Consider the following 22,992-nt stretch of genomic DNA (forward strand, 5'->3'; position numbering starts at 1 on the left):
ATTATAACGGACTCAGACTGTTCTGTCCACTCCGGTCAGATCAGATAATAATACAGATCAGCCCGCCATTTGTATCATTTACAATCTTCTGCATGGAATCCTGCAGCTTGGATCTGCTTTCATCCCCGATCAGAGTAATCTTATTTTTCATTCCGTCCATCACCAGTTCTTCGATCGACTTTCCGAAAATATTTGTTCCCCAGACTCCCTGTGGTGTCTCACTCTCTTTTTTAATATACTCCACAAGATCTTCCGCCTGCTGTTCATTTCCGACAATCGGAGCGATCTCAGTTTCTATATTCGCACGTATCATGTGAATTGACGGAGCTTCCGAACGTATCTTCACGCCAAATTTACTTCCCTGCTTGATCATGACCGGTTCATCCAGCGTAATCTCCTCTTTTCTCGGACATACAACCCCGTATCCTTTCATTTTTACTTCGGTAAATGCATCCCGGATCTGCGAAAATTCCTCTTTCATCGCTGCAAGTTCTTTCATCGTTGAGATCAGTTCATATTCTCCGTTGATCGTTGTTCCCGTCAGTTCACTGAGTATTTCGTAATAATACTTCTGATCAAAACCAATTCTGACACAGACTTTTCCGCTGTCCATTTCCACTTTTTCGACCTGCATCCGGTCAATATACTCTCCCTGAGGCTGGATTTTCAAGTTCACCGCACTCCGTATATCACCTAATGCATCCAGGACAGTTTTTACATTTTCAAGAAGATTTTGCTTGATCCGATGATCTCTCGACAGCATTTCCACCCACTTTGGAAGATAAAATTCCACTTCTGTAACCGGAAATTCATATAATATCTGCTGCATCATCTCATGTAGATCCTCTGCTTTCATCTGTTCACAATTCATTGCGATCACCGGAGCCTGATACTTCTCCTGCAGCTCTTCCTTCAGAGATTTTGCCTCTTCTGCATAAGGTTTCTGGCAGTTCAATATAATCAGAAACGGTTTTCCGATCTCCTGCAATTCCCGAACGGTCTTTTCCTCTGCCGGGATATAATTTTCTCTTGCCAGCTCTGTCACACTTCCATCCGTAGTCACTACCAGTCCGATCGTTGCATGGTCATGAATCACCTTTTGCGTTCCGATTGCCGCAGCCTTTGTAAATGGAATCTCATACTCAAACCACGGTGTCTTCACCTGCCGTTCTGTGCCATTTTCAATGTGGCCGGATGCTCCCTCTACCATATACCCTACACAATCCACCAGCCGGATCTTCACTTCCACATCTTCTCCCAGCTTTACACTGACCGCCTCTTTCGGAACAAATTTCGGTTCTGTAGTCATGATCGTAGTACCTGATGCGGATTGTGGCAGTTCATCTTTCGTTCGTTCTTTTTTATGTACATCCGTCAGATTCGGCAGGATCAGAAGATCCGCAAATCTTTTAATAAATGTTGATTTGCCTGTCCGTACCGGTCCGACTACGCCAAGATAGATCTCGCCGTCTGTCCGTGCTTTTATATCTCTGTATACCTGAAATGAATCCATAAAAATACCCCCTTGCTGTGCTGATACAAGTGTATGCCACACTGCAGGGAGGTATGCATTTTTCTTTATTCTTTTTCCCATAAAAGAGAGCTGTTCTCAATCTTTGATTCTCTCAGCATAAGATCATCCACTGCCTTCTTCGGATCTTTGCCTTCAAAAAGGATTCGGTTGATCTCTTCTACGATCGGCATCGGAACATCATATTTCTTTGCCAGACTTGCAGCAGCCTTAGCTGAATAAACACCTTCCACAACCATGTTCACCTCATCCATTGCCTCCTGCATGGACTTTCCCTGTCCCATCAGATAACCTGCCTTCCGGTTTCTGCTGTGGACACTGGCACATGTAACGATCAGGTCTCCGATTCCGGTCAGTCCTGTAAAAGTTTCAAGCTTTCCACCCATTTTCATTCCCAGTCTTGCTATCTCGGCAATGCCCCGGGTAATCAATGCTGCCTTTGTATTGTCCCCATAGCCTAATCCGTCTGCGATTCCGGCTGCAAGTGCAATGACATTCTTCAATGCTCCTCCCAACTCGATTCCAAGGATATCAGGACTTGTATAAACACGAAAGACACGGCTGTTGAACATCGACTGCAGATACTCCGCTGTCTTTTTCGTTTTCGCTCCGATCACACACGTTGTCGGCAGTTTCCGTCCGACCTCTTCCGCATGGCTTGGTCCTGAAAGAACGGCAACATCTGCCTGTGGGATTTCCTGATGGATCTGCTCTGAAAGTGTCATCAATGTAGCTTCTTCAATTCCTTTTGCAACATCTACAATCATCTGCCCCTCTGCCACAAAAGGACTCATTTTCCTTGCTGTTGATCTTGTGAATATTGAAGGAACTGCAAGAACAAGGAAATCTTTTCCATTGATCGCATGATTCAATTCATTCGTGATCACAACCTCTTTTGCCAGCTTCACTCCCGGAAGCTTTGCTTCATGCTCTCTTTTGGTATTGAGCATTTCAACTTCTTTCTGATCGATCGACCAGATCGTTACTTCGTGTCCGTTATCATGAAGAAGAACGGACAGTGCCGTACCCCAGCTTCCGGCACCAAGTACTCCTACATTTGCCATAATCAGCCCTCCTTACTTTTACTTTTCCCTGACCCGAACTTATTCTCCGTTCCGTTCAGAAGTCTTTTGATATTCGCACGGTGACGCCACCATGCAAGTGCCGTCAGAAGGAATACCAGTATGTATAGCTCGTACAGGTATGCCTGTTCCATTCCAAACCATCCTAACTGCCCAAATACAACCATTTCTATAAAGAATGCGGCATACGCCAGCAGTGATCCAAGTGAAATATATCTTGTCACTACTACAGGAACAGCAAAAAATACCAGTGTAATAAAGAACATCAGCACACTGTACGGCAGATGCCAGAAACAGTTGCTTACCGCCAGTGCTGCCATGACTGCAATTCCCTTTCCACCTTTAAACTTCATGTAAAACGGGAAATTATGTCCCAGCGTAACTCCTGCTCCGGCATACATCATCAGAAGTGCCAGACAATTACTTCCATGATACAGCCCTCTTACGATCAGTACTGCTGCAAAACACTTCAGCACATCCCCTGTAAAAGTCATAAGTCCCGCTTTCCATCCCATCACGCGGAGTGCATTCGTTGATCCTGCATTTCCACTGCCGGACTTTCTGATATCTATATGATGTAATTTTCCAACCAGATACCCACTCTGCAAAAGTCCACAGACATATCCGATTGCCAGACAAATGATCCGTTCCATAACTCTACTGATCCTTTTCCTTTCTTTCTCTGATAAAGAACTTCAAAGAAGTTCCCCGGAATCCAAATGCCTCTCTGATCTTATTTTCCAGATATCTCGTATATGAGAAGTGCATCAGTTCCTTATCATTTACAAAAATAACGAAGGTCGGTGGTTTCACCGCTACCTGCGTAATATAGTAAAGCTTCAGTCTCTTTCCTTTATCCGATGGTGGCTGCTGCATCGCAACTGCCTCCGTCATGATCTCATTCAGGACTCCGGTTGCAATACGGAGTGTCTGGTTTTCTATCACCATATCAATCATATCATACAGCTTTGGAAGTCTCTGACCGGTCATTGCAGATACATACATAATCTCCGCATATGGCATATAGGAAAGTACCTGACGGATCTTCGCCTCATACTCTCTCATGGTCTTATCATTCTTCTCGATCGCATCCCACTTATTCACGACAATGATAACTCCCTTGCCCCTTTCATGGGCAATTCCGGCTATCTTTGCATCCTGCTCTGTTACGCCCTCTGTAGCATCAATGACCATCAGCACGACGTCCGCACGCTCTACAGCACTGACGGTACGGATGATACTGTATCGTTCCAGTTCCTCTTTGATCTTATTTTTTCTTCTCAGACCTGCCGTATCAATAAATACATATTCTTTTCCATTATGAACAATCTCTGTATCAATCGCATCTCTTGTCGTTCCTGCAATATCTGATACAATCACCCTGTTCTCTCCCAGCAGACGGTTTATAATAGAAGATTTTCCTACATTCGGCTTTCCTACGATTGCCACTCTCGGACGGTCATCATCCTCTTCTGTTCCGTCACTTTCCGGAAAATGGGCGATCACTGCATCCAGCATATCTCCCAGTCCCAGTCTTGAAGCAGCAGAGATCGGAATCGGATCTCCGATTCCCAGATTATAAAATTCATATACATCTGCCATATACTTGTCAAAATTGTCAACCTTATTTACAACAAGAACAACCGGTTTTCCCGATCTTCTCAGCATATCTGCAACCTTGGAATCCGAGTCCACAAGGCCCTGCTTTACATCTGTAATAAATATAATGACATCTGCCGTATCAATTGCAATCTGTGCCTGCTCCCGCATCTGTGAGAGAATGATATCTCTGCTGTCCGGCTCAATTCCTCCTGTATCGATCAGGGTAAATTCTCTGTCAAGCCAGTCCACATCTGCATAAATTCTGTCTCTTGTCACACCAGGCGTATCCTTTACAATGGAGATCATCTCCCCTGCCAACACATTAAAAAGTGTGGATTTTCCTACATTCGGACGCCCTACAATGGCAACTACCGGTTTACTCATCTTATCTTACCTTTCTCTTTCCTGATTCAGACCGACTCGATCCTGCGGTCTTTTACATTCTGATTGTCTCTATTTCTTCTTGTATCAATTCCTAAAATGGCATTCACGAAATCCTGCCCGCTTGATTTTACAATATCAATCGGAACTTGTAAAGTATCCGCCACCTCATCCAATGTAAAATCATCCAGAAAAATATCCTCATCCATCTTCAGCATATTACATGGGATCAGAAGTCTTTCCCCAAGTTCCTGATCTTTTAACTGTGCCATCAGATCCTGCCCCGTGATCAGCCCGGATACCGTGATCCTCTCACCAAAGAAATCATTTCTGATACAATACGTATGGATCTTCAACCCCGGATATTTCTCCTGCATCCGCCGTGCCATCCTGTCTATATATGGATACGCCAGCTTTGCTGTTGCAACGGAAAGTTCTTCCACCCGGTCATCACCTGTCAGCTTTCCGAATGCTTCTTCAAACTCATTGAACAAAAGCCGCAGCATTCCAACTCCATTCTCCAACTGCAGATAACCATCATAACTTTCTTCCTGCGGAACTTCCATCTCTGCCAGCAGATACCATTCATCACCTGCATGGATAAAATGCGTTCCATACTCTTTATAAACCTTCTCCTGCCACTTATGGATCACCCGGATCACTTCTCTCGCATCCTCTTTTGTAAAAGGGGTCATGGGATAAAGCCCTTCCCGGTACTTCGTCAGACCTACCGGCACAACAGACACACTTTTCAGCATCGGCAGATATCCCGTCAGATCCCGGATGCTCCGTTCTAGTTCTTCCCCGTCATTAACCCCTTTGCAAAGTACGATCTGCCCATTCATCTCGATTCCGCCCTGATACAGGATGTCCACCTTTTTCAGTGCCTCCCCCGCAAAACGGTTGTGGAGCATTTTGCAGCGAAGCTCCGGGTTCGTCGTCTGAAAAGAAATATTGATCGGTTCCAGTCTGTACCTCACAATTCTCTCAACATCCTTATCACTCATATTCGTCAGCGTGATATAATTTCCCTGTAAAAAGGAAAGGCGGGAATCATCATCCTTGAAATACAGTGTCTCACGCATTCCCGGCGGCATCTGATCAATAAAGCAAAAAATACACTTATTATGGCAGGAATGATACTCATCCATCAGTCCCTCTTCAAATTCGATCCCAAGCCCCTCATCGGCCTCTTTCTCGATCTCCATCTCCCACTGTTCGCCATCCGGTTTTTCAACCAGAACAACCAGTTCTTCTGCCTCTACATAGAACTGATAGTCAAAAATGTCCTCGATCACATTCCCGTCGATCTCCAGCAATTGATCTCCCGGTTCAATCCCCAGTTCCTCCGCAATACTTCCGGACTGAACCTTTTTCACGATATGTTCATGCTTTTTCATCTATAATTTAAAAACTCCTTGTACTCTTAGTGGATCATATGATATCGGGGTCAAAAGCCCCCGACTTTGATGCCTACGGATTGCTCCGTGCTACGCACTCCCACAATCCTGCCAAATATTCGCATATCGTGGGATTATCATCCCACTTTTATGCTCATATCGGGGCGGGTCCTAAGGTCTTTCACCCACCTATGAGCAAGCTCATGTGGGCTTAGACCTTTTGACCCTGGCATCATCATATTATTATAGCATGATTTTTCCATGCTTAAAAGACTTTGTTCTATGCCTTTTTCAATGGCTGCTCCAATTTTCTTTCCTGGTTTTATTACTTTGACCTGAAACTACAGCCTTTATGCTTGAATTTCGATATTAAAAATGTTATAACCATATATGTAAAAGATGTCGGAGGAAAAAGCCCCCGACTATGATACCTACGGATTGTTACGCACTACGTGCTCCCACAATCCTACCCAACATTCGCATATCGTGGTGCTTACGCCCCACTTTTATGCTCATATTGGGGCGGGTCACAAGGTCATTCTACCACCAGTGTGCGAGCACACATGGTGTCAGACCTTTTAACCCTGGTATCATGCAAAATATCAAATCTATTTCAGATAAATATTCAGCACAGGAGAAAAAAAATGACAAATATCGAAATGTTAGAAAAAACTCTCCCGGTTGCCCCACTGAAGCTGATCGCAATGGAAAGCTGTCAGGCTCTGGGACAGAAGGTCAATGATTATATTGTATCTTTCAGGGAGAACACCATCAACGAAGTAACCGAATCCCCCTTATATATCAATTATAAGTCCAACAATTATCTGGTTGACTGCAGTTGTCCGAGATTTGGATCCGGGGAAGCAAAAGGTGTATTAAAAGAGACGATCCGGGGAACAGATCTGTTCATTATGACCGATGTATGTAATTATAGCCTTACCTATACTGTAAATGGTCATGTAAACCATATGTCCCCAGATGACCATTATCAGGATCTCAAAAGGATCATTGCTGCTGCAACCGGAAAGGCACGCCGTATCAATGTGATCATGCCATTCCTTTACGAAAGCAGACAGCATAAACGTACCAGAAGAGAATCTCTTGACTGTGCACTTGCCCTTGAAGAGCTTAATGCAATGGGGGTTGCCAATATCATTACTTTTGATGCCCATGACCCACGTGTACAGAATGCGATCCCGTTAAGTGGCTTTGACAGCTTTGACCCGCCGTATCAGTTCCTGAAGGCACTTTTCCGTGAAGTTCCTGATATCAAGCCTGATAAAGAACATCTGATGATCGTCAGCCCTGATGAGGGAGCGATGCATCGTGCGGTTTACTTTTCTAACGTACTTGGTGTTGACATGGGTATGTTCTACAAACGCCGTGATTATTCAACTGTCGTAAATGGAAAGAATCCGATCGTTGCACATGAATTTCTTGGAGATGACGTGACCGGAAAAGATGTCATCATCGTAGACGATATGATCTCCTCCGGTGAAAGTATGCTGGATGTTGCCAAGCAGTTAAAAGAACGGAATGCCGGACGCGTTTTTGTATGCACGACTTTCGGACTTTTCACAGATGGATTTGATAAGTTTGATGAATACTATGAAAAAGGATATATCAATAAAGTGGTCACAACCAACCTGACCTATCTGCCACCGGTACTTTATGAAAAACCATATTTCGTAAAGGCAGATATGAGTAAATTCCTTGCACTGATTATTGACTCTCTCAACCATGATGTAACCATCGGTTCCGTTATGAATCCGACAGATAAAATCCATGCATTACTGGAGAAGCATAAAAAGGGATTGATTTAAATTTGTAGTTGTTGGGGTGATACGCTTGTAAAGCAAAAGACTTCTTTATGGCGAAGCGGACGCGGAAATCAGAGATATTCCTTCGTGGTGCAGGCCCGCTTTACCTCAGCCCGTTGACCGTTTGTAACTCGAAAGTGGAAATCTTCGTGCAATGGCACTCGATTTACTTTCTCTAACAAACGCTGCAAAGTGTCTTCGGAACGCTCCTGCTAATGCACCTGCTCAGGAACATCCTGATTTCCGCTGACCATCTCGATAAGAAGTTTTTTAGCTCCACAGCGTATCCACCCAATAATACAAATTTAAAAACGATAAACAAAGCCGGATGGCTATTGACTAAGATATTCGATCGTAAAGATGTCGGGGGCAAAAGCCCCCGACTTTGATGCTCATATCGGGGCGGGTCCTAAGGTCTTTCACCCACCTATGAGCAAGCTCATGTGGGCTTAGACCTTTTGATCCTGGCATCTCGTAAATATTAGACAGTAGATATGATATTTACTATTTGACAAATCCTTTATCCTGGTCGATAGCCATCCGGCTTTCTACTTCTTATTTGAAATTTCGTATTTGTTGAGAGAAAATGTCCCGGTGCGAGAAAAGCATTCTGATTTGAAAAATCCAATATCCGCCCTTGCTGTTGCGTGAGCAGTGCATTGACAGGGAGTGTTCCGAAGACACTTTGCCCAACTTGTTAAGGAACGTAAACAGGAGTGCCTCTGCACGAGTGTTTCCACGTTCCTGTTACAAGTTGTCAACGGGCTGAGGTAAAGCGGGTCCTGCACTGCGATGCAACAGCAAGGGCGGATATGAATGTTTTTTCATCAGATACTTTCTACTGCCGAGATATTTTCACCCCAACAACTACAAATTTACAAATTCCTCTTCTTCGTACTCACCACTTTTTCTTCATAGCACGTAAAGATCTCATCTACATCTTCTTTCTTCAATTTCGGTGTCACAAGGCTTACCAGCGGAACGATCACCAGACCTGCTACCATCGCAACAGCACCGGCATTGATCGGTGATGCAATATATCCTATGAACATATTAGAAACCGTAATTCCGACTCCGGCAATAAATCCTGCCCAGACTCCTGCTCTTGTCACACCTTTCCAGTACAGACCATACAGAAACGGTGCAAGAAATGCTCCTGCAAGAGCTCCCCATGAAATTCCCATAAGCTGAGCAATAAAAGTCGGCGGATCCAGTGCGATCACCACCGATACAACGATAAAAAATACGATCAGGATCTGCATCGTAATGATCTGCTTTTTCTCACTCATCTTTTTCATGATATTGTCTTTCAACAGATCCAGTGTCATCGTTGAACTGGATGTCAGTACCAGGGATGAAAGTGTTGACATTGATGCGGAAAGCACCAGGACAACCACAATTCCGATCAGAATATCCGGCAGTTTTGAAAGCATGGAAGGAATAATACTATCGTAAACGACCGCTCCGGTTTCTGCATTATAAATTTCTGCACTGTCAAATAGTCTTCCAAATCCACCCAGGAAATAACATCCTCCTGAAATCACAATAGCAAAAAGTGTAGAGATCACTGTTCCCGTATTAATAGACTTTTCATCTTTGATTGCATAAAATTTTCCGATCATCTGCGGAAGTCCCCATGTTCCAAGTGAAGTTAAAATCACTACGCCAAGCAGATTCAGCGGATCCGGACCGAAGAAGGCTGTAAATGCTCCGGGCTGTCCCATCGTTGCAGGGACATCACTCGGAATCTGTGCCATCTTAGAAACTGCTTCCATAAAGCCGCCCTGACCGTTTAATACAGCAGCAATCACCGCAACAATTCCGAACAGCATAATAATTCCCTGAATAAAGTCATTGATCGCTGTTGCCATATATCCGCCCAGAATCACATAAATCGCCGTAAACACTGCCATTGCGATCACGCACCATGTATAAGGAATGTTAAATGCCATTCCAAAAAGTCTGGACAGTCCATTATAGACGGATGCTGTATACGGGATCAGGAACACAAACACAATCACCGATGCTACGATTTTTAACGATTTGCTTCCATACCTCTGTCCAAAAAAATCCGGCATTGTCTTTGCACTCAGATGCTGCGTCATAACCTTCGTTCTTCTTCCAAGAATAACCCATGCCAGCAGACTTCCGATCAATGCATTCCCGATTCCGATCCAGGTACTTGCAATTCCGTATTTCCATCCAAACTGTCCCGCATATCCTACAAATACAACTGCAGAAAAATAGGAGGTTCCATACGCAAACGCAGTCAGCCACGGACCTACCGAACGCCCTCCAAGTACAAACCCGTCTACACTGTTCACATGTCTCCTGGAATAAAATCCGACGCCAACCATCACTGCAAAAAATAGGATCAGCAAAAATAATTTAATCCCCATCTCTTTTCTTTTTCCTCTCTTCCTCTTCCTTTTTATCCCTTGCTTATTCTTTGCTTTAAACCGTAACGCTTTAAAGTATTAAAGTGGTTTTGTATAGAATAACACGGGACAATCGCCCGTGTCAATTCTTTTCTGAAGATTCAGCCATATTCAATAATATTTCAACGATATTGCTTTCTGATCATTCAGCAATATCCATACCGGACGATTTCTATTCTTCTGCCTGTTCCGGTTCTTCCTCATCTTCCATATATCGATGTTCTTCATCATAAAATTTGATCAATGCCTGCGTTCCCAGTTCTCCATACCCTTCTGCCTCCAGTTCTTCATAATTCGCAAGAACCATGCTTAAGACATCCAGTGATAAGCCTTTCCGGTTTGCTTCGATCAGGGCAAGCTTCATATCTTTAATAAAATGCTTCATGAAAAATCCCGGTGCATAATCTCCTGCAATGATCTTTGGTCCAAATGTATCTAACTGCTTACTTCCTGCTGCCCCCGTCGAAACAGATCTCATCACTACATCCAGATCCAGTCCCTGTTCTTTGGCATAAGTAAGAGCCTCACATACACCGGAAAGCGTTCCGGCGATCATGATCTGGTTTGCCAGCTTACAGTGCTGACCTTTTCCGGCTTCTCCCTGGTAATTGATGTTCGTTCCCATCGCCTCAAAAAGCGGCATACATGCTTCAAAATCTTCCTTATCTCCACCGACAAGAATGGATAACGTTCCTGCTTTCGCTCCTGTATCGCCTCCTGTCACCGGTGCATCCAGCACATGGAATCCCCGCTTCGTTCCCTCTGCATAAATCTTTTCTGCAATCTGAGGGCTGGTTGTTGTCATGTCGATCAGATAAGCACCCTTCGATGCACAGTCAAGGATATTTTCCTCATCAAAATAAACTTCTTCCACATCCTGCGGGAATCCTACGATCGTAATCACTGCATCACATTCGCTGACGCACTCTCCGATCGATTCATGAAAGATCGCACCTTCACTGATAACGTCTTCCACTTTTGCTTTTGTCCGGGCATAGATATGAAGTTCAAATCCTGCTTTCATAAGATTTCTTACCATGGATTTCCCCATGATGCCTACGCCAATAAAACTAATCTTTTTCACTCTTTTTTCCTCTCTGTCTGCTCTCTGTTTTTACAATCCGGAATCAGAATACAACTCTGCAAAACATCCTCGCACTGATGCAATATTTATTCTCCCTGCTTTTCGACTACTTCGCCCTGCTTTTTATAAATGCTGTGGGCAGGTACAAATCCACGCACAGAAGAAAGTGGATAAATATTACTGTGACTTCCAACAACAGTTCCCGGATTCAGGACACTTCCACATCCGACTTCCACTTCATCACCCAGCATCGCACCAAACTTTTTCATGCCTGTCTCGATCTTTTCTCCGCCTGCTTTTACAACAACAAGTTTCTTGTCTGATTTCACATTGGATGTGATCGAGCCTGCTCCCATATGGGATTTATATCCCAGTACAGAATCTCCCACATAATTATAATGTGGTACCTGTACTTTATTAAATAAGATCACATTTTTCAGCTCGGTCGAATTGCCTACAACAGCACCCTCTCCTACGATCGCATTTCCACGGATAAATGCACAATGACGGACTTCTGCATCCTTCCCAATGATCGCCGGTCCATTAATAAATGCAGTTGGTGCTACTTTTGCACTCTTTGCGATCCACACATTTTCTCCACGCTTCTCATACTCATCTTCACTCAGCGTCTTTCCCAGCTCCAGAATAAAGCTGCTGATCTTCGGAAGTACTTCCCATGGATAAGTCACTCCTTCAAAAATATCCTTTGCTATTGTCTGATCCAATGTATAAAGTTTTTTTACTGTTAATGCTTCTGTCATCTTTTTTTCCTTTCTACGCTTTGAATTTTCTGTACCCGGTACAAAGATCTACCTCATTGACAAGTTCTTTTCCATCAAGGAATGCCTCCAGATTCTCTCCCGCGATCTTTACAACTGTATCAAGGATCTGCCTCATATGGTAATTGCCCGATACATGTGGTGTGATCAGAAGATTGGGAAGATCCCACAAAGGAGAATCTGCCGGAAGCGGTTCCTCCTCCGTCACATCCAGAATTGCACCTCCTAAATGACCTTCAACAAGCATTTTTTTCAATGCTTCTCCCGGGATCAGGCTTCCACGCCCTACATTGATGAGGATTGCTCCCGGTTTCATTTTCTTCATCCGCTCCAGGTCAAACATCCCTGCTGTCTCCCCTGTTCCCGGCATACAGCACGCAACGATATCCGCTTTCGGAAGCAGACGGTCTAAATCTTCCTGCTGACAGACTTCTTTTATATAATCCGGTCTGGCTGCTTTATGCTTTCTCACACCGATCACTTCACTGCCCAGTGCATGCATTTTTTCCGCAAACTGACTTCCAATATCACCAAGTCCCACAACAAGCGTCACCGAATCACGGATTGACAGCACTTCTCCCTCGTCCTTCCACAGATGCTGCTCCATATTTTTCTGATACAGATGCAGCTTTTTCCGCAGCATCAATACTCCAGCCAGCATATATTCTGAAATTGCCAGCCCGTAAGCTCCTGTGGCATTTGCCAGCTTTGTATCCGGCATGAGGACTCCTGATGCCGTATATTCTGTCGATCCGGCACTGTCAAGCTGGAGAAACTTTAACTTTTTAGCCTTAGGGACCAGCTCTACAGGGATATTTCCCAGAATGATCTCCGCATCCACCACATCTGAGACGGTTATTTCCTCTTTTGTCCTGTAGCAGAACTGAAATTCCTTCCCCTTTTCTTCCAGAAACTTCCGGTCTTTTTCCCGTACCGGAATGGTTACAAGTATTTTTTTCATTTTCTACCTCTTTTATAAAATGCAGCTGCATGGTCATAACACGCACGTAGCTGATACTGATTATTCAATCCTTTCACGCCCACAGTCCTGACCGTTACAAAATGATCCAGCTTCTGCATATATTCCTCGGAAGTGATCGTTCCTTCTGCCACGTAGTTCAGTCCTTTTTCCCAGCTTGCTGTCAGCTCCGGATTCAAAAGTGATTTGATTGAATGATCAACCACATCATAAACCATCTCTCCCTGAAGCGTCGGCGTGATCACCTGCGTCTTCTTATTCAGAGAAAGATATTTAATATTGATCAGCTTTTTCAGGATTTCTGCACGAGTCGCACTCGTTCCGATTCCACTGCCCTTGATCTGAGCCCGCAATTCCTCGTCTTCAATCAACTGTCCTGCATTCTCCATCGCAAGAATGATCGAACCGGAATTATATCTTTTCGGTGGAGACGTTTCTCCCTCTTTGATATTCAATGCCCTGACCGGAAGCACTGCCCCCTTCTTCAGTGATTTGATCACCTCAAACAATGCAGTATCCAGTCCCTGTTCTTCCTCTGCTCCATCTGCTCCGCTTTCTTTTTCTTCCTCTTCTTTCATGCTGCCTTCCGGTTTTCCTTTTGCGGAAGTATTCCTGCCTTTCGGAACTCCTGCCACTTTCAGATACCCCTCTTCTGCCAGTACTTTAAAGTTGGAGAAAAAGCGTTCTTCTTTGATGGAGGATACGATTGCAACTTTCTGATATACGGCAGGCGGATAAAAAATACTTAAAAAACGCCGTACGATCAGATCATAGACCCGGTGTGCTGTCGGTGCAACAGAACTTAAAGCATTCAGTCCCTGCCCCGTCGGAATGATAGCATAATGATCCGTGATCTGCTTATCATTTACATATCTGGTCTTTGCAAGCTCCTTATAATTTCCAAATGCCTGGATATCTTTCAGATAAGGTGCCGCCATCGGATATTTTGACAGACCGTTCAGATTGCGGGATATCTCTTTTGCCACTGCTGTGGAAAGCACCCTTGCATCTGTTCTCGGATAGGTTACAAGCTTCTTTTCATACAGTTCCTGCACAATCCGCAACGTCTCATCCGGACTGATCTTAAATCTTTTGGAACAGTCATTCTGCAATTCTGCCAGATTATATAAAAGCGGTGGATTTTTCTTTTCCTTTTTCTTCTCAATCGATTCGATCCGACAGACCGGACCCTCTTTCTGATCCACACCTTCCAGCAAAAACCGGATCAGTTCTTCTGCTTTTTCTCTTTCCTTAAATCCATTTTCCTTATAGAGATCATATGACTCAAAGTATCGTGAGCCTTTGACTGCTTTCCATTCTCCCTCAAACTGATGCCCCTGTGCATCAATCGTACTGACGACTCTGTAAAATGGAGTCTTTACAAAATCCCGGATTTCTCTTTCTCTCCTGACCACCATTCCCAGCACACATGTCATAACCCGACCGACTGAGATCACCGAATACTTCGTATGGAGATAGTTGGAAATGCTATTTCCATATTTTAATGTCAGCAGCCTCGAAAAGTTGATTCCCATCAGATAATCTTCTTTCGCTCTCAGATAAGCTGAAGCTGCCAGGTTGTCATATTCGGAAAGATCTTTTGCTTCACGGATCCCACGCAGGATTTCTTCTTCCGTCTGCGAATCGATCCAGACTCTTCGCCGTTCCTTTCCCTTTACATGAGCCTCCTGTTCAACCAGCCGGTAAATGTATTCTCCCTCACGTCCTGAGTCGGTACAGACATAAATCCGGTCTACATCCTCTCTCGTCAAAAGCCCGCTGACAATCTGAAACTGCTTTGCAACCTGCGGGATCACCTCATATTTAAAATCATCCGGAATAAACGGCAGTGTGTCCAGACTCCATTTTTTCAGTGCCGGATCATACTCCTCAGGATAACTCATTGTCACAAGATGTCCTACACACCACGTAACAATCGCATTCTCCGACTCCATGTATCCGTCCCGGTTCTTTGCATTTAATTTCAAAGCTTTTGCAAACTCTCTTGCAACACTTGGTTTTTCCGCTATGTAGATTGATTTTCCCATAAATATGCCAGTCTTTTCTCTTTCTATTCAATATGGAAACGATAAGCGGTCTTTGTATCGTAAGTTTCCCCTTTTTTGCAGATTGCTTCAGGAAAATTTTTCTGATGAACCGCATCCGGATAATTCTGTGTCTCCAGGCACACTGCATCCCGCTTCTGATAGACTGCCCCATTCCTTCCTGCTTCATTTTCCAGGAAATTGGCTGTATAAACCTGAACTCCCGGACGGTCTGTCCATACTTCCATGACGATACCGCTTTCATCTCCAGTCACTTCTGCTACTTTATCAAATCTGCCCTCGTTTTTCAATACCCAGTTATGGTCGTAACCAGTTCCAAGTATCAGTGGTTCATACGCTGCATCAATCTCCGCTCCCAGTTCTTTTGTACTTCTGAAATCCATCGGTGTTCCATCTACAGAACAGATTTCTCCTGTCGGTATGGACTGAGCATCAGCCGGGGTAAAAGCATCAGATAAAAGCTGCATTCTATGATGTAATACAGAGCCGCTTTTATGACCGTTCAGATTGAAATAACTGTGGTTTGTCATATTAATTACCGTATCCTGATCCGGTACAGCTTCATAATGAATCGTCAGCCCATTCTCCTCGTCCAGCGTATAGGTAACTTTCATGTCCAACGCTCCCGGATATCCCTGATCTCCATCCGGGCTGTGCAGAAGAAAGGTTACATGGTCATCCCCGTTTTCGATGACCCTCCACATCCGTTTCTGATAGACATCCGGTCCGCTGTGCAGATTATTTTTTCCGTCATTCTCTGCCAGCTTATAATCAATCCCGTTAATCGTCACACACGCACCACCGATCCGGTTTGCATTTCTTCCGACAATTGCACCGATCGCTGCCGTTCCATTTTCATAACCGGCTGCATCCTCATACCCAAGTACCACTTCTACCGGATTTTTATCTTGATCCAAAACAGTCACATTCACAAGGGTCGCTCCAAAGTCAGAGACCTGCACTTCCATCCCTGCGTCATTTTTCATTTTATAAAGATAAGGTTTACTGCCGTCTTTCGTTATCCCGAATTTCTGAATCTGAAGTTTTTCCATTTTATTCTCTCTTCTCCTATTTTCTTCGTCTGAAAAATCCTAACACTCTTTTTATTACGCCTGTATTTTTCTGTTCACGCATCTCCCTGCTTTCTTCCTTTCTTGCATGAAGTGCCTCCTGCATAAATGTCTCCTGTGCATTGATCTTTCTTCCGCTTTCTGCTTTCTTATGGTAAGTGCCATCTTCTGCCATTTCTCTTGCTTTCACATTATCTGCAAGCATCACTTTTAACTGATGGAGCAGACGTTTTTTGACTGCCTCATCATAAACCGGGCATGCTACCTCAACTCTCTTTTCTGTATTTCTGGTCATCATATCAGCCGAACCAATGTAGATCTTCGTCTTTTCACCTTTTCCAAACACAAATACTCTCGGATGCTCTAAATACCGTCCGACAATACTTGTCACCCTGACATTCTCCGTATGTCCCGGTACCTGCGGTAAGATACAGCAGATTCCCCGCACGATCAGATCTACTTTAACACCCGCACAGGATGCCTCTTCCACTTTTCTGATAAAATCTACATCCGTTACGGAATTCATTTTCATGATGATCCTGCCTGCAGATCCCTTTTCAATCTCTTCATCCATCGTGGCAAGAACTCTTGCTTTTAAACTGACCGGTGAAACGATCAGGTGTCTGTATGCACCATGAAGATTTCCAATGGACATATTTTTGAAAAATTCTGCCGCATCCGTACCAATCTCCTGATTCGCCGTCATCAGGGAATAATCCGTATACATCTTTGCAGTCTTTTCGTTGTAGTTCCCTGTTCCGATCTGGGTAATGTAACGGATTTCATTTTTATTGTTCGGCTCACTCTTACTTCTATAAGTGATCAGGCAGATCTTGGAATGTACCTTATAGCCTTCAAATCCATATAACACCCGGCATCCTGCCTCTTCTAAACGTTCTGACCACTCGATATTATTCTGTTCATCAAATCTCGCACGCAACTCGATCAGTACCGTTACCTCTTTTCCGTTCTCCGCTGCGGCACAAAGATATTCTACCAGCCGTGCCTTCTTTGCCAGACGGTAGATCGTGATCTTGATCGTCAGCACATCCGGATCTGACGCCGCCTCCCGGATCATCTGCAGGAACGGCTCCATGCTCTCATAAGGATAGCTTAAAAGTACATCTTTCTTTTTTACCTGTTCCATCACACTGCCTTCATGGAGCATTGCCGCCGGCTGTGGGGAAAATGGCTCATCCACAAGTGTCCGCTTCATTGACTCAGGCAGTTTATCTGCAATCGCGAAGATAAAATCCAGCTTCATCGGCATCTTTGTCCTGAAAATACATTCCGGCCCGATCTTAAATTTTTCACAGAAATACTTTTCCAGCTCTTTGCTCAGTGGATTAGCTGCCTCCAGACGCACAACCGCCATTTTTTTTCGCTTATGAAGCGTCTCTTTCATAATATGCCTGAAATCCCCATGGTCTGCATAAGCCTCATCATCCGGTGATACATCTGCATTCCGCGTCACACAGATATAATTCTTATCTGAAACCTGATACTGGTTAAATACCAGTTCTGCAAATTCCAGAATGATCTTTTCCATTCTGATATAACGGATATCATATCCTGGAAGATACAGAATATTGGAAATATACTGAGGAACAGGAATAATTCCCAGCATTGCTTTATCTCCCTGCTTTAAATTTGCCACCACATAAATCTCTTTACTCAGAAGATGCGGAAACGGGTGATTTGCGTCTACGATCTGAGGTGAAAGCACCGGCAGAACCTCTTCTTTAAAATACTTTTTTACAAATTTCTTTTCCTGCTGCTCCAGTTCTTTGAAATCCAGCCCACACACACCATAGGGATGAAGCTGCTTTTTAATCTCCGCATAAGTCTTATCCCGTTCCTTATAAAGCGGAGAAACCGCACGATAAATCGCATCAAGCTGTTGCTTTGCTGTCATACCTGAACGCTGATCGATCTTTTTATCATCTGTTGCTGCCAGATCGTACAGACTTCCTACACGGATCATAAAAAACTCATCCAGATTGCTGGTAAAGATTGCAACAAACTTCATCCGCTCCATCAGAGGTACACTTTCATCTCTCGCTTCTTCCAGCACTCTCTGATTAAACCGAAGCCACGATAACTCCCGATTCTGCGTAAAATCCGGTATTTCCTTTTTGCTCATATTCATTCCCCTTTTCCATATATGTGTCCTGATATACGATTATTTTGATACCAGGGTCAAAAGGTCTGACACCACGTGTGCTCGCACACTAGTGGTAGAATGACCTTGTGACCCGCCCCAATATGAGCATAAAAGTGGCACGTAAGCACCACGATATGCGAATGTTGGGTAGGATTGTGGGAGCACGTAGTGCGTAACAATCCGTAGGTATCATAGTCGAGGGCTTTTGACCCCGACATCTTATTTTTCAAGATATTCCTCCAACGCTTCCAACTGTCTTTCCATATAATGATAACCATGCTCATAAAATGCGTAAAGAGCCTCTCGGTTCCGTTCCAGCCTTGATACCGGCTTCACATGGGGACGGATCACAAAGATCTCTCCCTTCCGCTCCAGCACATCCAGATAATTCATCGTCTTATTATACATAAAACTTCTCCGTAAAATCGTCCGCACCACATTTGGATAAGAACTGTAAGCCTTTCTGTAAAGCTTCTGCATTGCAGGAGAAAGTACTTTTTTCCTGTAACCGGCATTTTTTGTCAGCACAACTACAATCTTCTCATTCCCGATTTCCTTTGCCCTGCGGATCGGTACTGAATCAGCCAGTCCTCCGTCTAAATACGGAACATCCTCAATATTTACGATCGGAGTCAGAAGCGGCATACTGCTCGACGCCCGGCAGATTTTCATCAGTCTGTCCCGATCTTCCTCTTCTGACATATATTCTGCCTTTCCGGTCAGGCAGTTTGTCGTAACCAGTTCACAATTCATCGGTGAACTGAAATATGTATCAAAATCAAACGGGATCAGTTCATTCGGAAACCGGTCAAAGATCAAATCCATATTCATCATGCTCTTTGTACGGATCGTATCCCTGATCCCATAAATATATTTTCCATACTGCTCATCGGGAATCATACAGTCTCTTGTCCTCCCCGGCTGCCTGGATACATAATCCAGTGCATTGCACGCTCCTGCCGATACCCCGATCACATCTGACATATAAATTTCTTTCTCCATAAGGCAATCCAGCACACCTGAGGTAAAGATTCCTCTTGTCGCCCCGCCTTCAAGTACGATTGTAGCTTTTTTTATCGCCATAATTTTCCTCTTTTCCTGAATCTATGTCTTTTTGTCTTCCATAGTTTATTATATCTTTTTCATTCCGAAAGAACAACGGTTTTCTTACGGAAATGCAGCTTGCTTTTTTATCAGTCAAGATTCCTTTTCTCCCGTAAATACTTGTGTAAATACTTGCCTTTTTACTTTCACCCATGTTAATATAAGCGTTGATGTTTATTTTAATGTATGACTGATAAGGAGATCATTATGATTAGTGCAAATAACGTAACCCTCCGCGTCGGGAAAAAGGCGCTGTTTGAAGACGTTAATATCAAATTTACAGAAGGGAACTGCTATGGTATGATCGGTGCCAATGGTGCAGGAAAATCTACTTTCCTTAAGATTCTTTCCGGTCAGCTTGAGCCGACTCAGGGAGATGTCGTGATCACTCCGGGAGAGCGTCTTTCTTTCCTGCAGCAGGATCATTTCAAATATGATGAATTTCCGGTTCTTGATACCGTTATCATGGGAAATGCCCGCCTGTACGAGATTATGAAAGAAAAAGAAGAAATCTATGCAAAAGAAGATTTCACTGATGAAGACGGAATCAAAGCCAGTGAACTGGAAGCTGAGTTTGCTACCATGAACGGCTGGGAGGCTGAATCGGATGCTGCCAACCTTCTGAACGGACTCGGAATTGATACCGAACTTCACTACAAATACCTGAAAGAACTGACCGGATCTGAAAAGGTAAAGGTTCTGCTTGCCCAGGCATTATTTGGAAATCCCGACATCCTGCTTCTTGACGAGCCAACGAACCACCTGGATCTCGATGCCATTGCATGGCTGGAAGAATTTCTTATCAATTTTGATAATACCGTCATCGTCGTATCTCATGACCGTTATTTTCTGAATAAAGTATGTACACAGATTGCAGATATTGATTACGGTAAGATCCAGCTCTATGCCGGAAACTATGATTTCTGGTATGAATCCAGCCAGCTCCTCATCCGTCAGATGAAAGAAGCTAATAAGAAAAAAGAAGAAAAGATCAAAGAACTTCAGGACTTTATTTCCCGGTTCAGTGCCAATGCTTCCAAATCCAAGCAGGCAACATCCAGGAAACGTGCTCTTGAAAAGATCCAGCTTGATGAGATCAAGCCATCCAGCCGTAAATATCCATACATCGACTTCCGTCCGAACCGTGAAATTGGAAATGAAGTCCTGACCGTAGAAGGACTTTCCAAGACCATCGACGGAGAAAAAATCCTTGATAATATCAGCTTTACTCTTGGACGTGAAGATAAAGTTGCTTTTGTCGGAGGCAATGAATTTGCAAAGTCGATCCTCTTTAAGATCCTGATCGGTGAAATGGAACCGGATGAAGGGACTTACAAATGGGGCGTTACAACCTCTCAGGCTTATTTCCCGAAAGATTTCGGTGGAGAATTTGATAATGATTATAATATCACAGAATGGCTGACTCAGTATTCTGAAGAGAAAGATGTTACTTATGTCCGTGGTTTCCTCGGAAGAATGCTTTTTTCAGGGGAAGATGGAGTGAAAAAGGTTGCTGTCCTTTCCGGTGGCGAAAAAGTTCGCTGCCTCCTCTCCAAAATGATGATCTCAGGTGCAAATGTCCTGCTCCTCGATGAGCCGACCAACCACCTGGACATGGAATCCATCACTGCACTCAATAACGGACTGATCAAGTTCCCGGGAGTCCTGCTCTTCACATCCCGTGACCATCAGATCGTACAGACGACCGCAAACCGCATTATGGAAATCGTTCCGGGTGGTAAACTTATTGATAAGATCACGACTTACGATGAATATCTTGAAAGCGATGAGATGGCAAGAAAGAGACAGACCTATTCTGTACAGACAGATGATGAAGATTAAAATTTGTAGTTGTTGGGGTGATACGCTTGTAAAGAAAAAGACTTCTTTATAGCGAATCGGACGCGGAAAGTAGGGATATTCCTTCGCGGTGCAGGCCCGCTTTACCTCAGCCCGTTGACCGTTTGTAACTCGAAAGTGGAAATCTTCGTGCAATGGCACTCGATTTACTTTCTCTAACAAACGCTGCAAAGTGTCTTCGGAACGCTCCCTGCTAATGCACCTGCTCAGGAACACCCTGCTTTCCGCTGACCATCTCGATAAGAAGTTTTTTAGCTCCACAGCGTATCCACCCAATAATACAAATTTAAAAACGACAAAAAAGCCGGATGGCTATTGACTAAGATATTCGATAGTAAATATTAGACAGTAGATATGATATTTACTATTTGACAAATCCTTTATCCTGGTCGATAGCCATCCGGCTTTCTACTTCTTATTTGAAATTTCGTGTTTGTTGAGAGAAATGTCCCGGTGCGAGAAAAGCATTCTGATTTGAAAAATCCAATATCCGCCCTTGCTGTTGCGTGAGCAGTGCATTGACAGGGAGCGTTCCGAAGACACTTTGCCCAACTTGTTAAGGAACGTAAACAGGAGTGCCTCTGCACGAGTGTTTCCACGTTCCTGTTACAAGTTGTCAACGGGCTGAGGTAAAGCGGGTCCTGCACTGCGATGCAACAACAAGGGCGGATATGAACGTTTTTTTCATCAGATACTTTCTACTGCCGAGATATTTTCTCCCCAACAACTACAAATTTATACTCTCTTCATGCAGGTAATCGCCATCGCTCCCGGTCCAATATGGCATGCAATGCTCAGTGACAGCGGACCTTCTACCAGTTCGTAATCCGGAAAACGGGTCTGGATTTCATTTTTCCACTCATCTGCTTCTTCTTTGCTGCACGTATATGCCATTCCGAGAACCATCTGATCTTTTACATCTGCAAAACGGTCTGTCAGATCTTTTTCAATGGCATTGAGCATCGTCTTCTTCGCTGCCTTCCAGCCTCTGACTTTTGCAAATGCATCCAGCTTCTCTCCCTGGATCTGAAGAACCGGCTTTAAATTCAATACCGTTCCTATAGCTGCTGCTGCCGGAGTGATTCTTCCACCCTTTTTCAGATACTTCAACGTATCTACTGTGATATAGATACTTGCCTGCATTTTTTCTTTTTCCAGCACCTGTCTGATCTCTGCGGCAGATTTTCCCTCATCACGCAGCTTGATCGCATCGTATACTGACTGTTCCTGCGTAACGGAAATTCTCTGATTATTTACAACCTGCACTTTTTCATCATAATCCTGTGCCAGTGAAAGAGCCGTTTCGCAGGTACTGCTCAGACCACTTGACATCGGAATGCACACAATTTCATCATAATCCTCTAAAAGCTTATCCCACAGATCCATGACATCTCCCGGCGATGGCTGAGATGTGGAAATTTCAGAATCAGCTCCCAGTTTTTCATAGAACTGTTCCTGTGAAAGTGTAATATCTTCTAAATATAATTCACCGTCAATGAAAAACGGCATCGGAAGCACGTAGATCCCCAGTTCTTCACCCCGCTTCTGCGTAATTCCGCTATTGCTGTCCGTTACTATTGCAACTTTACTCATTCAACTTCTCCTTCTCAAGCGGGCATACCGAAGTGTCCG

The 22,992-nt window shown here is 44.0% G+C and carries 19 protein-coding genes; 3 read left to right on the top strand and 16 right to left on the bottom strand.

The genetic code is table 11. The features are described 5' to 3' along the window. Nucleotides 1-40: 40 nt before the first annotated feature. From spoIVA to NQ541_RS07065, 5 genes are all read right to left on the bottom strand, one after another. Nucleotides 41-1,513, bottom strand: a complete 1,473-nt coding sequence (spoIVA, locus tag NQ541_RS07045) for a stage IV sporulation protein A (protein WP_044940889.1) — start codon at nucleotides 1,511-1,513, stop codon at nucleotides 41-43. A 65-nt stretch (nucleotides 1,514-1,578) separates the two neighbouring features. Then, on the bottom strand, nucleotides 1,579-2,595 hold the full coding sequence (locus NQ541_RS07050) for an NAD(P)H-dependent glycerol-3-phosphate dehydrogenase (RefSeq protein WP_005611767.1): 1,017 nt from the start codon (nucleotides 2,593-2,595) through the stop codon (nucleotides 1,579-1,581). A 2-nt stretch (nucleotides 2,596-2,597) separates the two neighbouring features. Beyond that, entirely contained in the window at nucleotides 2,598-3,266 is a 669-nt protein-coding gene (gene plsY, locus NQ541_RS07055; RefSeq protein ID WP_005611766.1) for a glycerol-3-phosphate 1-O-acyltransferase PlsY, read from the bottom strand. A 4-nt stretch (nucleotides 3,267-3,270) separates the two neighbouring features. After that, entirely contained in the window at nucleotides 3,271-4,599 is a 1,329-nt protein-coding gene (gene der, locus NQ541_RS07060) for a ribosome biogenesis GTPase Der (RefSeq protein ID WP_005611763.1), read from the bottom strand. Between the two features lie 26 nt (nucleotides 4,600-4,625). Next, on the bottom strand, nucleotides 4,626-5,996 hold the full coding sequence (locus tag NQ541_RS07065) for a DUF512 domain-containing protein (RefSeq protein ID WP_005611762.1): 1,371 nt from the start codon (nucleotides 5,994-5,996) through the stop codon (nucleotides 4,626-4,628). A gap of 399 nt (nucleotides 5,997-6,395) precedes the next feature. Here NQ541_RS07065 and NQ541_RS13155 point away from each other — a divergent pair, with 399 nt between their 5' ends. Both NQ541_RS13155 and NQ541_RS07075 read left to right on the top strand, forming a co-directional pair. Then, nucleotides 6,396-6,578: a hypothetical protein gene (locus tag NQ541_RS13155; RefSeq protein ID WP_259935980.1), complete on the top strand. Its 183-nt coding sequence runs from the start codon at nucleotides 6,396-6,398 to the stop codon at nucleotides 6,576-6,578. Between the two features lie 62 nt (nucleotides 6,579-6,640). After that, on the top strand, nucleotides 6,641-7,819 hold the full coding sequence (locus NQ541_RS07075; RefSeq protein ID WP_044940256.1) for a ribose-phosphate pyrophosphokinase: 1,179 nt from the start codon (nucleotides 6,641-6,643) through the stop codon (nucleotides 7,817-7,819). 872 nt (nucleotides 7,820-8,691) lie between these two features. On the opposite strand, the gene NQ541_RS07080 is transcribed toward NQ541_RS07075, so the two are convergent. The 10 genes from NQ541_RS07080 to NQ541_RS07125 form a co-directional block, all read right to left on the bottom strand. After that, a complete protein-coding gene (locus NQ541_RS07080) occupies nucleotides 8,692-10,215 on the bottom strand; it encodes a sodium:solute symporter family transporter (protein ID WP_005609805.1) in 1,524 nt (507 codons plus the stop codon). A gap of 211 nt (nucleotides 10,216-10,426) precedes the next feature. Then, a complete protein-coding gene (locus NQ541_RS07085; RefSeq protein WP_005609806.1) occupies nucleotides 10,427-11,338 on the bottom strand; it encodes an NAD(P)-dependent oxidoreductase in 912 nt (303 codons plus the stop codon). A gap of 86 nt (nucleotides 11,339-11,424) precedes the next feature. Then, a complete protein-coding gene (locus NQ541_RS07090; RefSeq protein WP_005609807.1) occupies nucleotides 11,425-12,099 on the bottom strand; it encodes an acyltransferase in 675 nt (224 codons plus the stop codon). 13 nt (nucleotides 12,100-12,112) lie between these two features. Beyond that, entirely contained in the window at nucleotides 12,113-13,078 is a 966-nt protein-coding gene (locus NQ541_RS07095; RefSeq protein ID WP_005609808.1) for a D-2-hydroxyacid dehydrogenase, read from the bottom strand. Then, on the bottom strand, nucleotides 13,075-15,144 hold the full coding sequence (locus tag NQ541_RS07100; protein ID WP_005609809.1) for a DNA topoisomerase: 2,070 nt from the start codon (nucleotides 15,142-15,144) through the stop codon (nucleotides 13,075-13,077). Before NQ541_RS07100 ends, NQ541_RS07095 begins: the two co-directional genes overlap by 4 nt. Nucleotides 15,145-15,167: 23 nt before the next feature. Then, nucleotides 15,168-16,214 carry an aldose epimerase family protein gene (locus NQ541_RS07105; RefSeq protein WP_005609810.1) on the bottom strand — a complete coding sequence of 349 codons (1,047 nt, stop codon included), beginning with the start codon at nucleotides 16,212-16,214 and terminating at the stop codon, nucleotides 15,168-15,170. 16 nt (nucleotides 16,215-16,230) lie between these two features. Further along, nucleotides 16,231-18,381, bottom strand: coding sequence for a polyphosphate kinase 1 (gene ppk1, locus NQ541_RS07110; RefSeq protein WP_005609811.1), 2,151 nt, complete (start codon nucleotides 18,379-18,381; stop codon nucleotides 16,231-16,233). A 50-nt stretch (nucleotides 18,382-18,431) separates the two neighbouring features. Next, nucleotides 18,432-18,614 carry a hypothetical protein gene (locus tag NQ541_RS13160; protein ID WP_081442924.1) on the bottom strand — a complete coding sequence of 61 codons (183 nt, stop codon included), beginning with the start codon at nucleotides 18,612-18,614 and terminating at the stop codon, nucleotides 18,432-18,434. 1 nt (nucleotide 18,615) lies between these two features. Further along, a complete protein-coding gene (locus NQ541_RS07120) occupies nucleotides 18,616-19,479 on the bottom strand; it encodes a patatin-like phospholipase family protein (RefSeq protein ID WP_005609812.1) in 864 nt (287 codons plus the stop codon). Further along, the gene (locus tag NQ541_RS07125; RefSeq protein WP_167528443.1) at nucleotides 19,448-19,597 is read right to left on the bottom strand and encodes a hypothetical protein; all 150 of its coding nucleotides are present in this window, start codon (nucleotides 19,595-19,597) and stop codon (nucleotides 19,448-19,450) included. Before NQ541_RS07125 ends, NQ541_RS07120 begins: the two co-directional genes overlap by 32 nt. Nucleotides 19,598-19,707: 110 nt before the next feature. Here NQ541_RS07125 and NQ541_RS07130 point away from each other — a divergent pair, with 110 nt between their 5' ends. Then, nucleotides 19,708-21,342, top strand: coding sequence for an ABC-F family ATP-binding cassette domain-containing protein (locus NQ541_RS07130; RefSeq protein ID WP_023923042.1), 1,635 nt, complete (start codon nucleotides 19,708-19,710; stop codon nucleotides 21,340-21,342). Nucleotides 21,343-22,095: 753 nt separating this feature from the next. On the opposite strand, the gene NQ541_RS07135 is transcribed toward NQ541_RS07130, so the two are convergent. Next, complete coding sequence (locus NQ541_RS07135) at nucleotides 22,096-22,953, bottom strand: DegV family protein (RefSeq protein WP_005609247.1); 858 nt, start codon at nucleotides 22,951-22,953, stop codon at nucleotides 22,096-22,098. Nucleotides 22,954-22,992 lie beyond the last annotated feature (39 nt).

The organism is [Ruminococcus] lactaris ATCC 29176, from assembly GCF_025152405.1.
GTDB lineage: Bacteria > Bacillota > Clostridia > Lachnospirales > Lachnospiraceae > Mediterraneibacter > Mediterraneibacter lactaris.

Coding starts and splice junctions, on each gene's coding strand:
- spoIVA (WP_044940889.1), bottom strand. CDS start 1,513: ATGGATTCATTTCAGGTATACAGAGATATAAAAGCACGGACAGACGGC.
- NQ541_RS07050 (WP_005611767.1), bottom strand. CDS start 2,595: ATGGCAAATGTAGGAGTACTTGGTGCCGGAAGCTGGGGTACGGCACTG.
- plsY (WP_005611766.1), bottom strand. CDS start 3,266: ATGGAACGGATCATTTGTCTGGCAATCGGATATGTCTGTGGACTTTTG.
- der (WP_005611763.1), bottom strand. CDS start 4,599: ATGAGTAAACCGGTAGTTGCCATTGTAGGGCGTCCGAATGTAGGAAAA.
- NQ541_RS07065 (WP_005611762.1), bottom strand. CDS start 5,996: ATGAAAAAGCATGAACATATCGTGAAAAAGGTTCAGTCCGGAAGTATT.
- NQ541_RS13155 (WP_259935980.1), top strand. CDS start 6,396: ATGTCGGAGGAAAAAGCCCCCGACTATGATACCTACGGATTGTTACGC.
- NQ541_RS07075 (WP_044940256.1), top strand. CDS start 6,641: ATGACAAATATCGAAATGTTAGAAAAAACTCTCCCGGTTGCCCCACTG.
- NQ541_RS07080 (WP_005609805.1), bottom strand. CDS start 10,215: ATGGGGATTAAATTATTTTTGCTGATCCTATTTTTTGCAGTGATGGTT.
- NQ541_RS07090 (WP_005609807.1), bottom strand. CDS start 12,099: ATGACAGAAGCATTAACAGTAAAAAAACTTTATACATTGGATCAGACA.
- NQ541_RS07095 (WP_005609808.1), bottom strand. CDS start 13,078: ATGAAAAAAATACTTGTAACCATTCCGGTACGGGAAAAAGACCGGAAG.
- NQ541_RS07100 (WP_005609809.1), bottom strand. CDS start 15,144: ATGGGAAAATCAATCTACATAGCGGAAAAACCAAGTGTTGCAAGAGAG.
- NQ541_RS07105 (WP_005609810.1), bottom strand. CDS start 16,214: ATGGAAAAACTTCAGATTCAGAAATTCGGGATAACGAAAGACGGCAGT.
- ppk1 (WP_005609811.1), bottom strand. CDS start 18,381: ATGAATATGAGCAAAAAGGAAATACCGGATTTTACGCAGAATCGGGAG.
- NQ541_RS13160 (WP_081442924.1), bottom strand. CDS start 18,614: ATGTCGGGGTCAAAAGCCCTCGACTATGATACCTACGGATTGTTACGC.
- NQ541_RS07120 (WP_005609812.1), bottom strand. CDS start 19,479: ATGGCGATAAAAAAAGCTACAATCGTACTTGAAGGCGGGGCGACAAGA.
- NQ541_RS07130 (WP_023923042.1), top strand. CDS start 19,708: ATGATTAGTGCAAATAACGTAACCCTCCGCGTCGGGAAAAAGGCGCTG.
- NQ541_RS07135 (WP_005609247.1), bottom strand. CDS start 22,953: ATGAGTAAAGTTGCAATAGTAACGGACAGCAATAGCGGAATTACGCAG.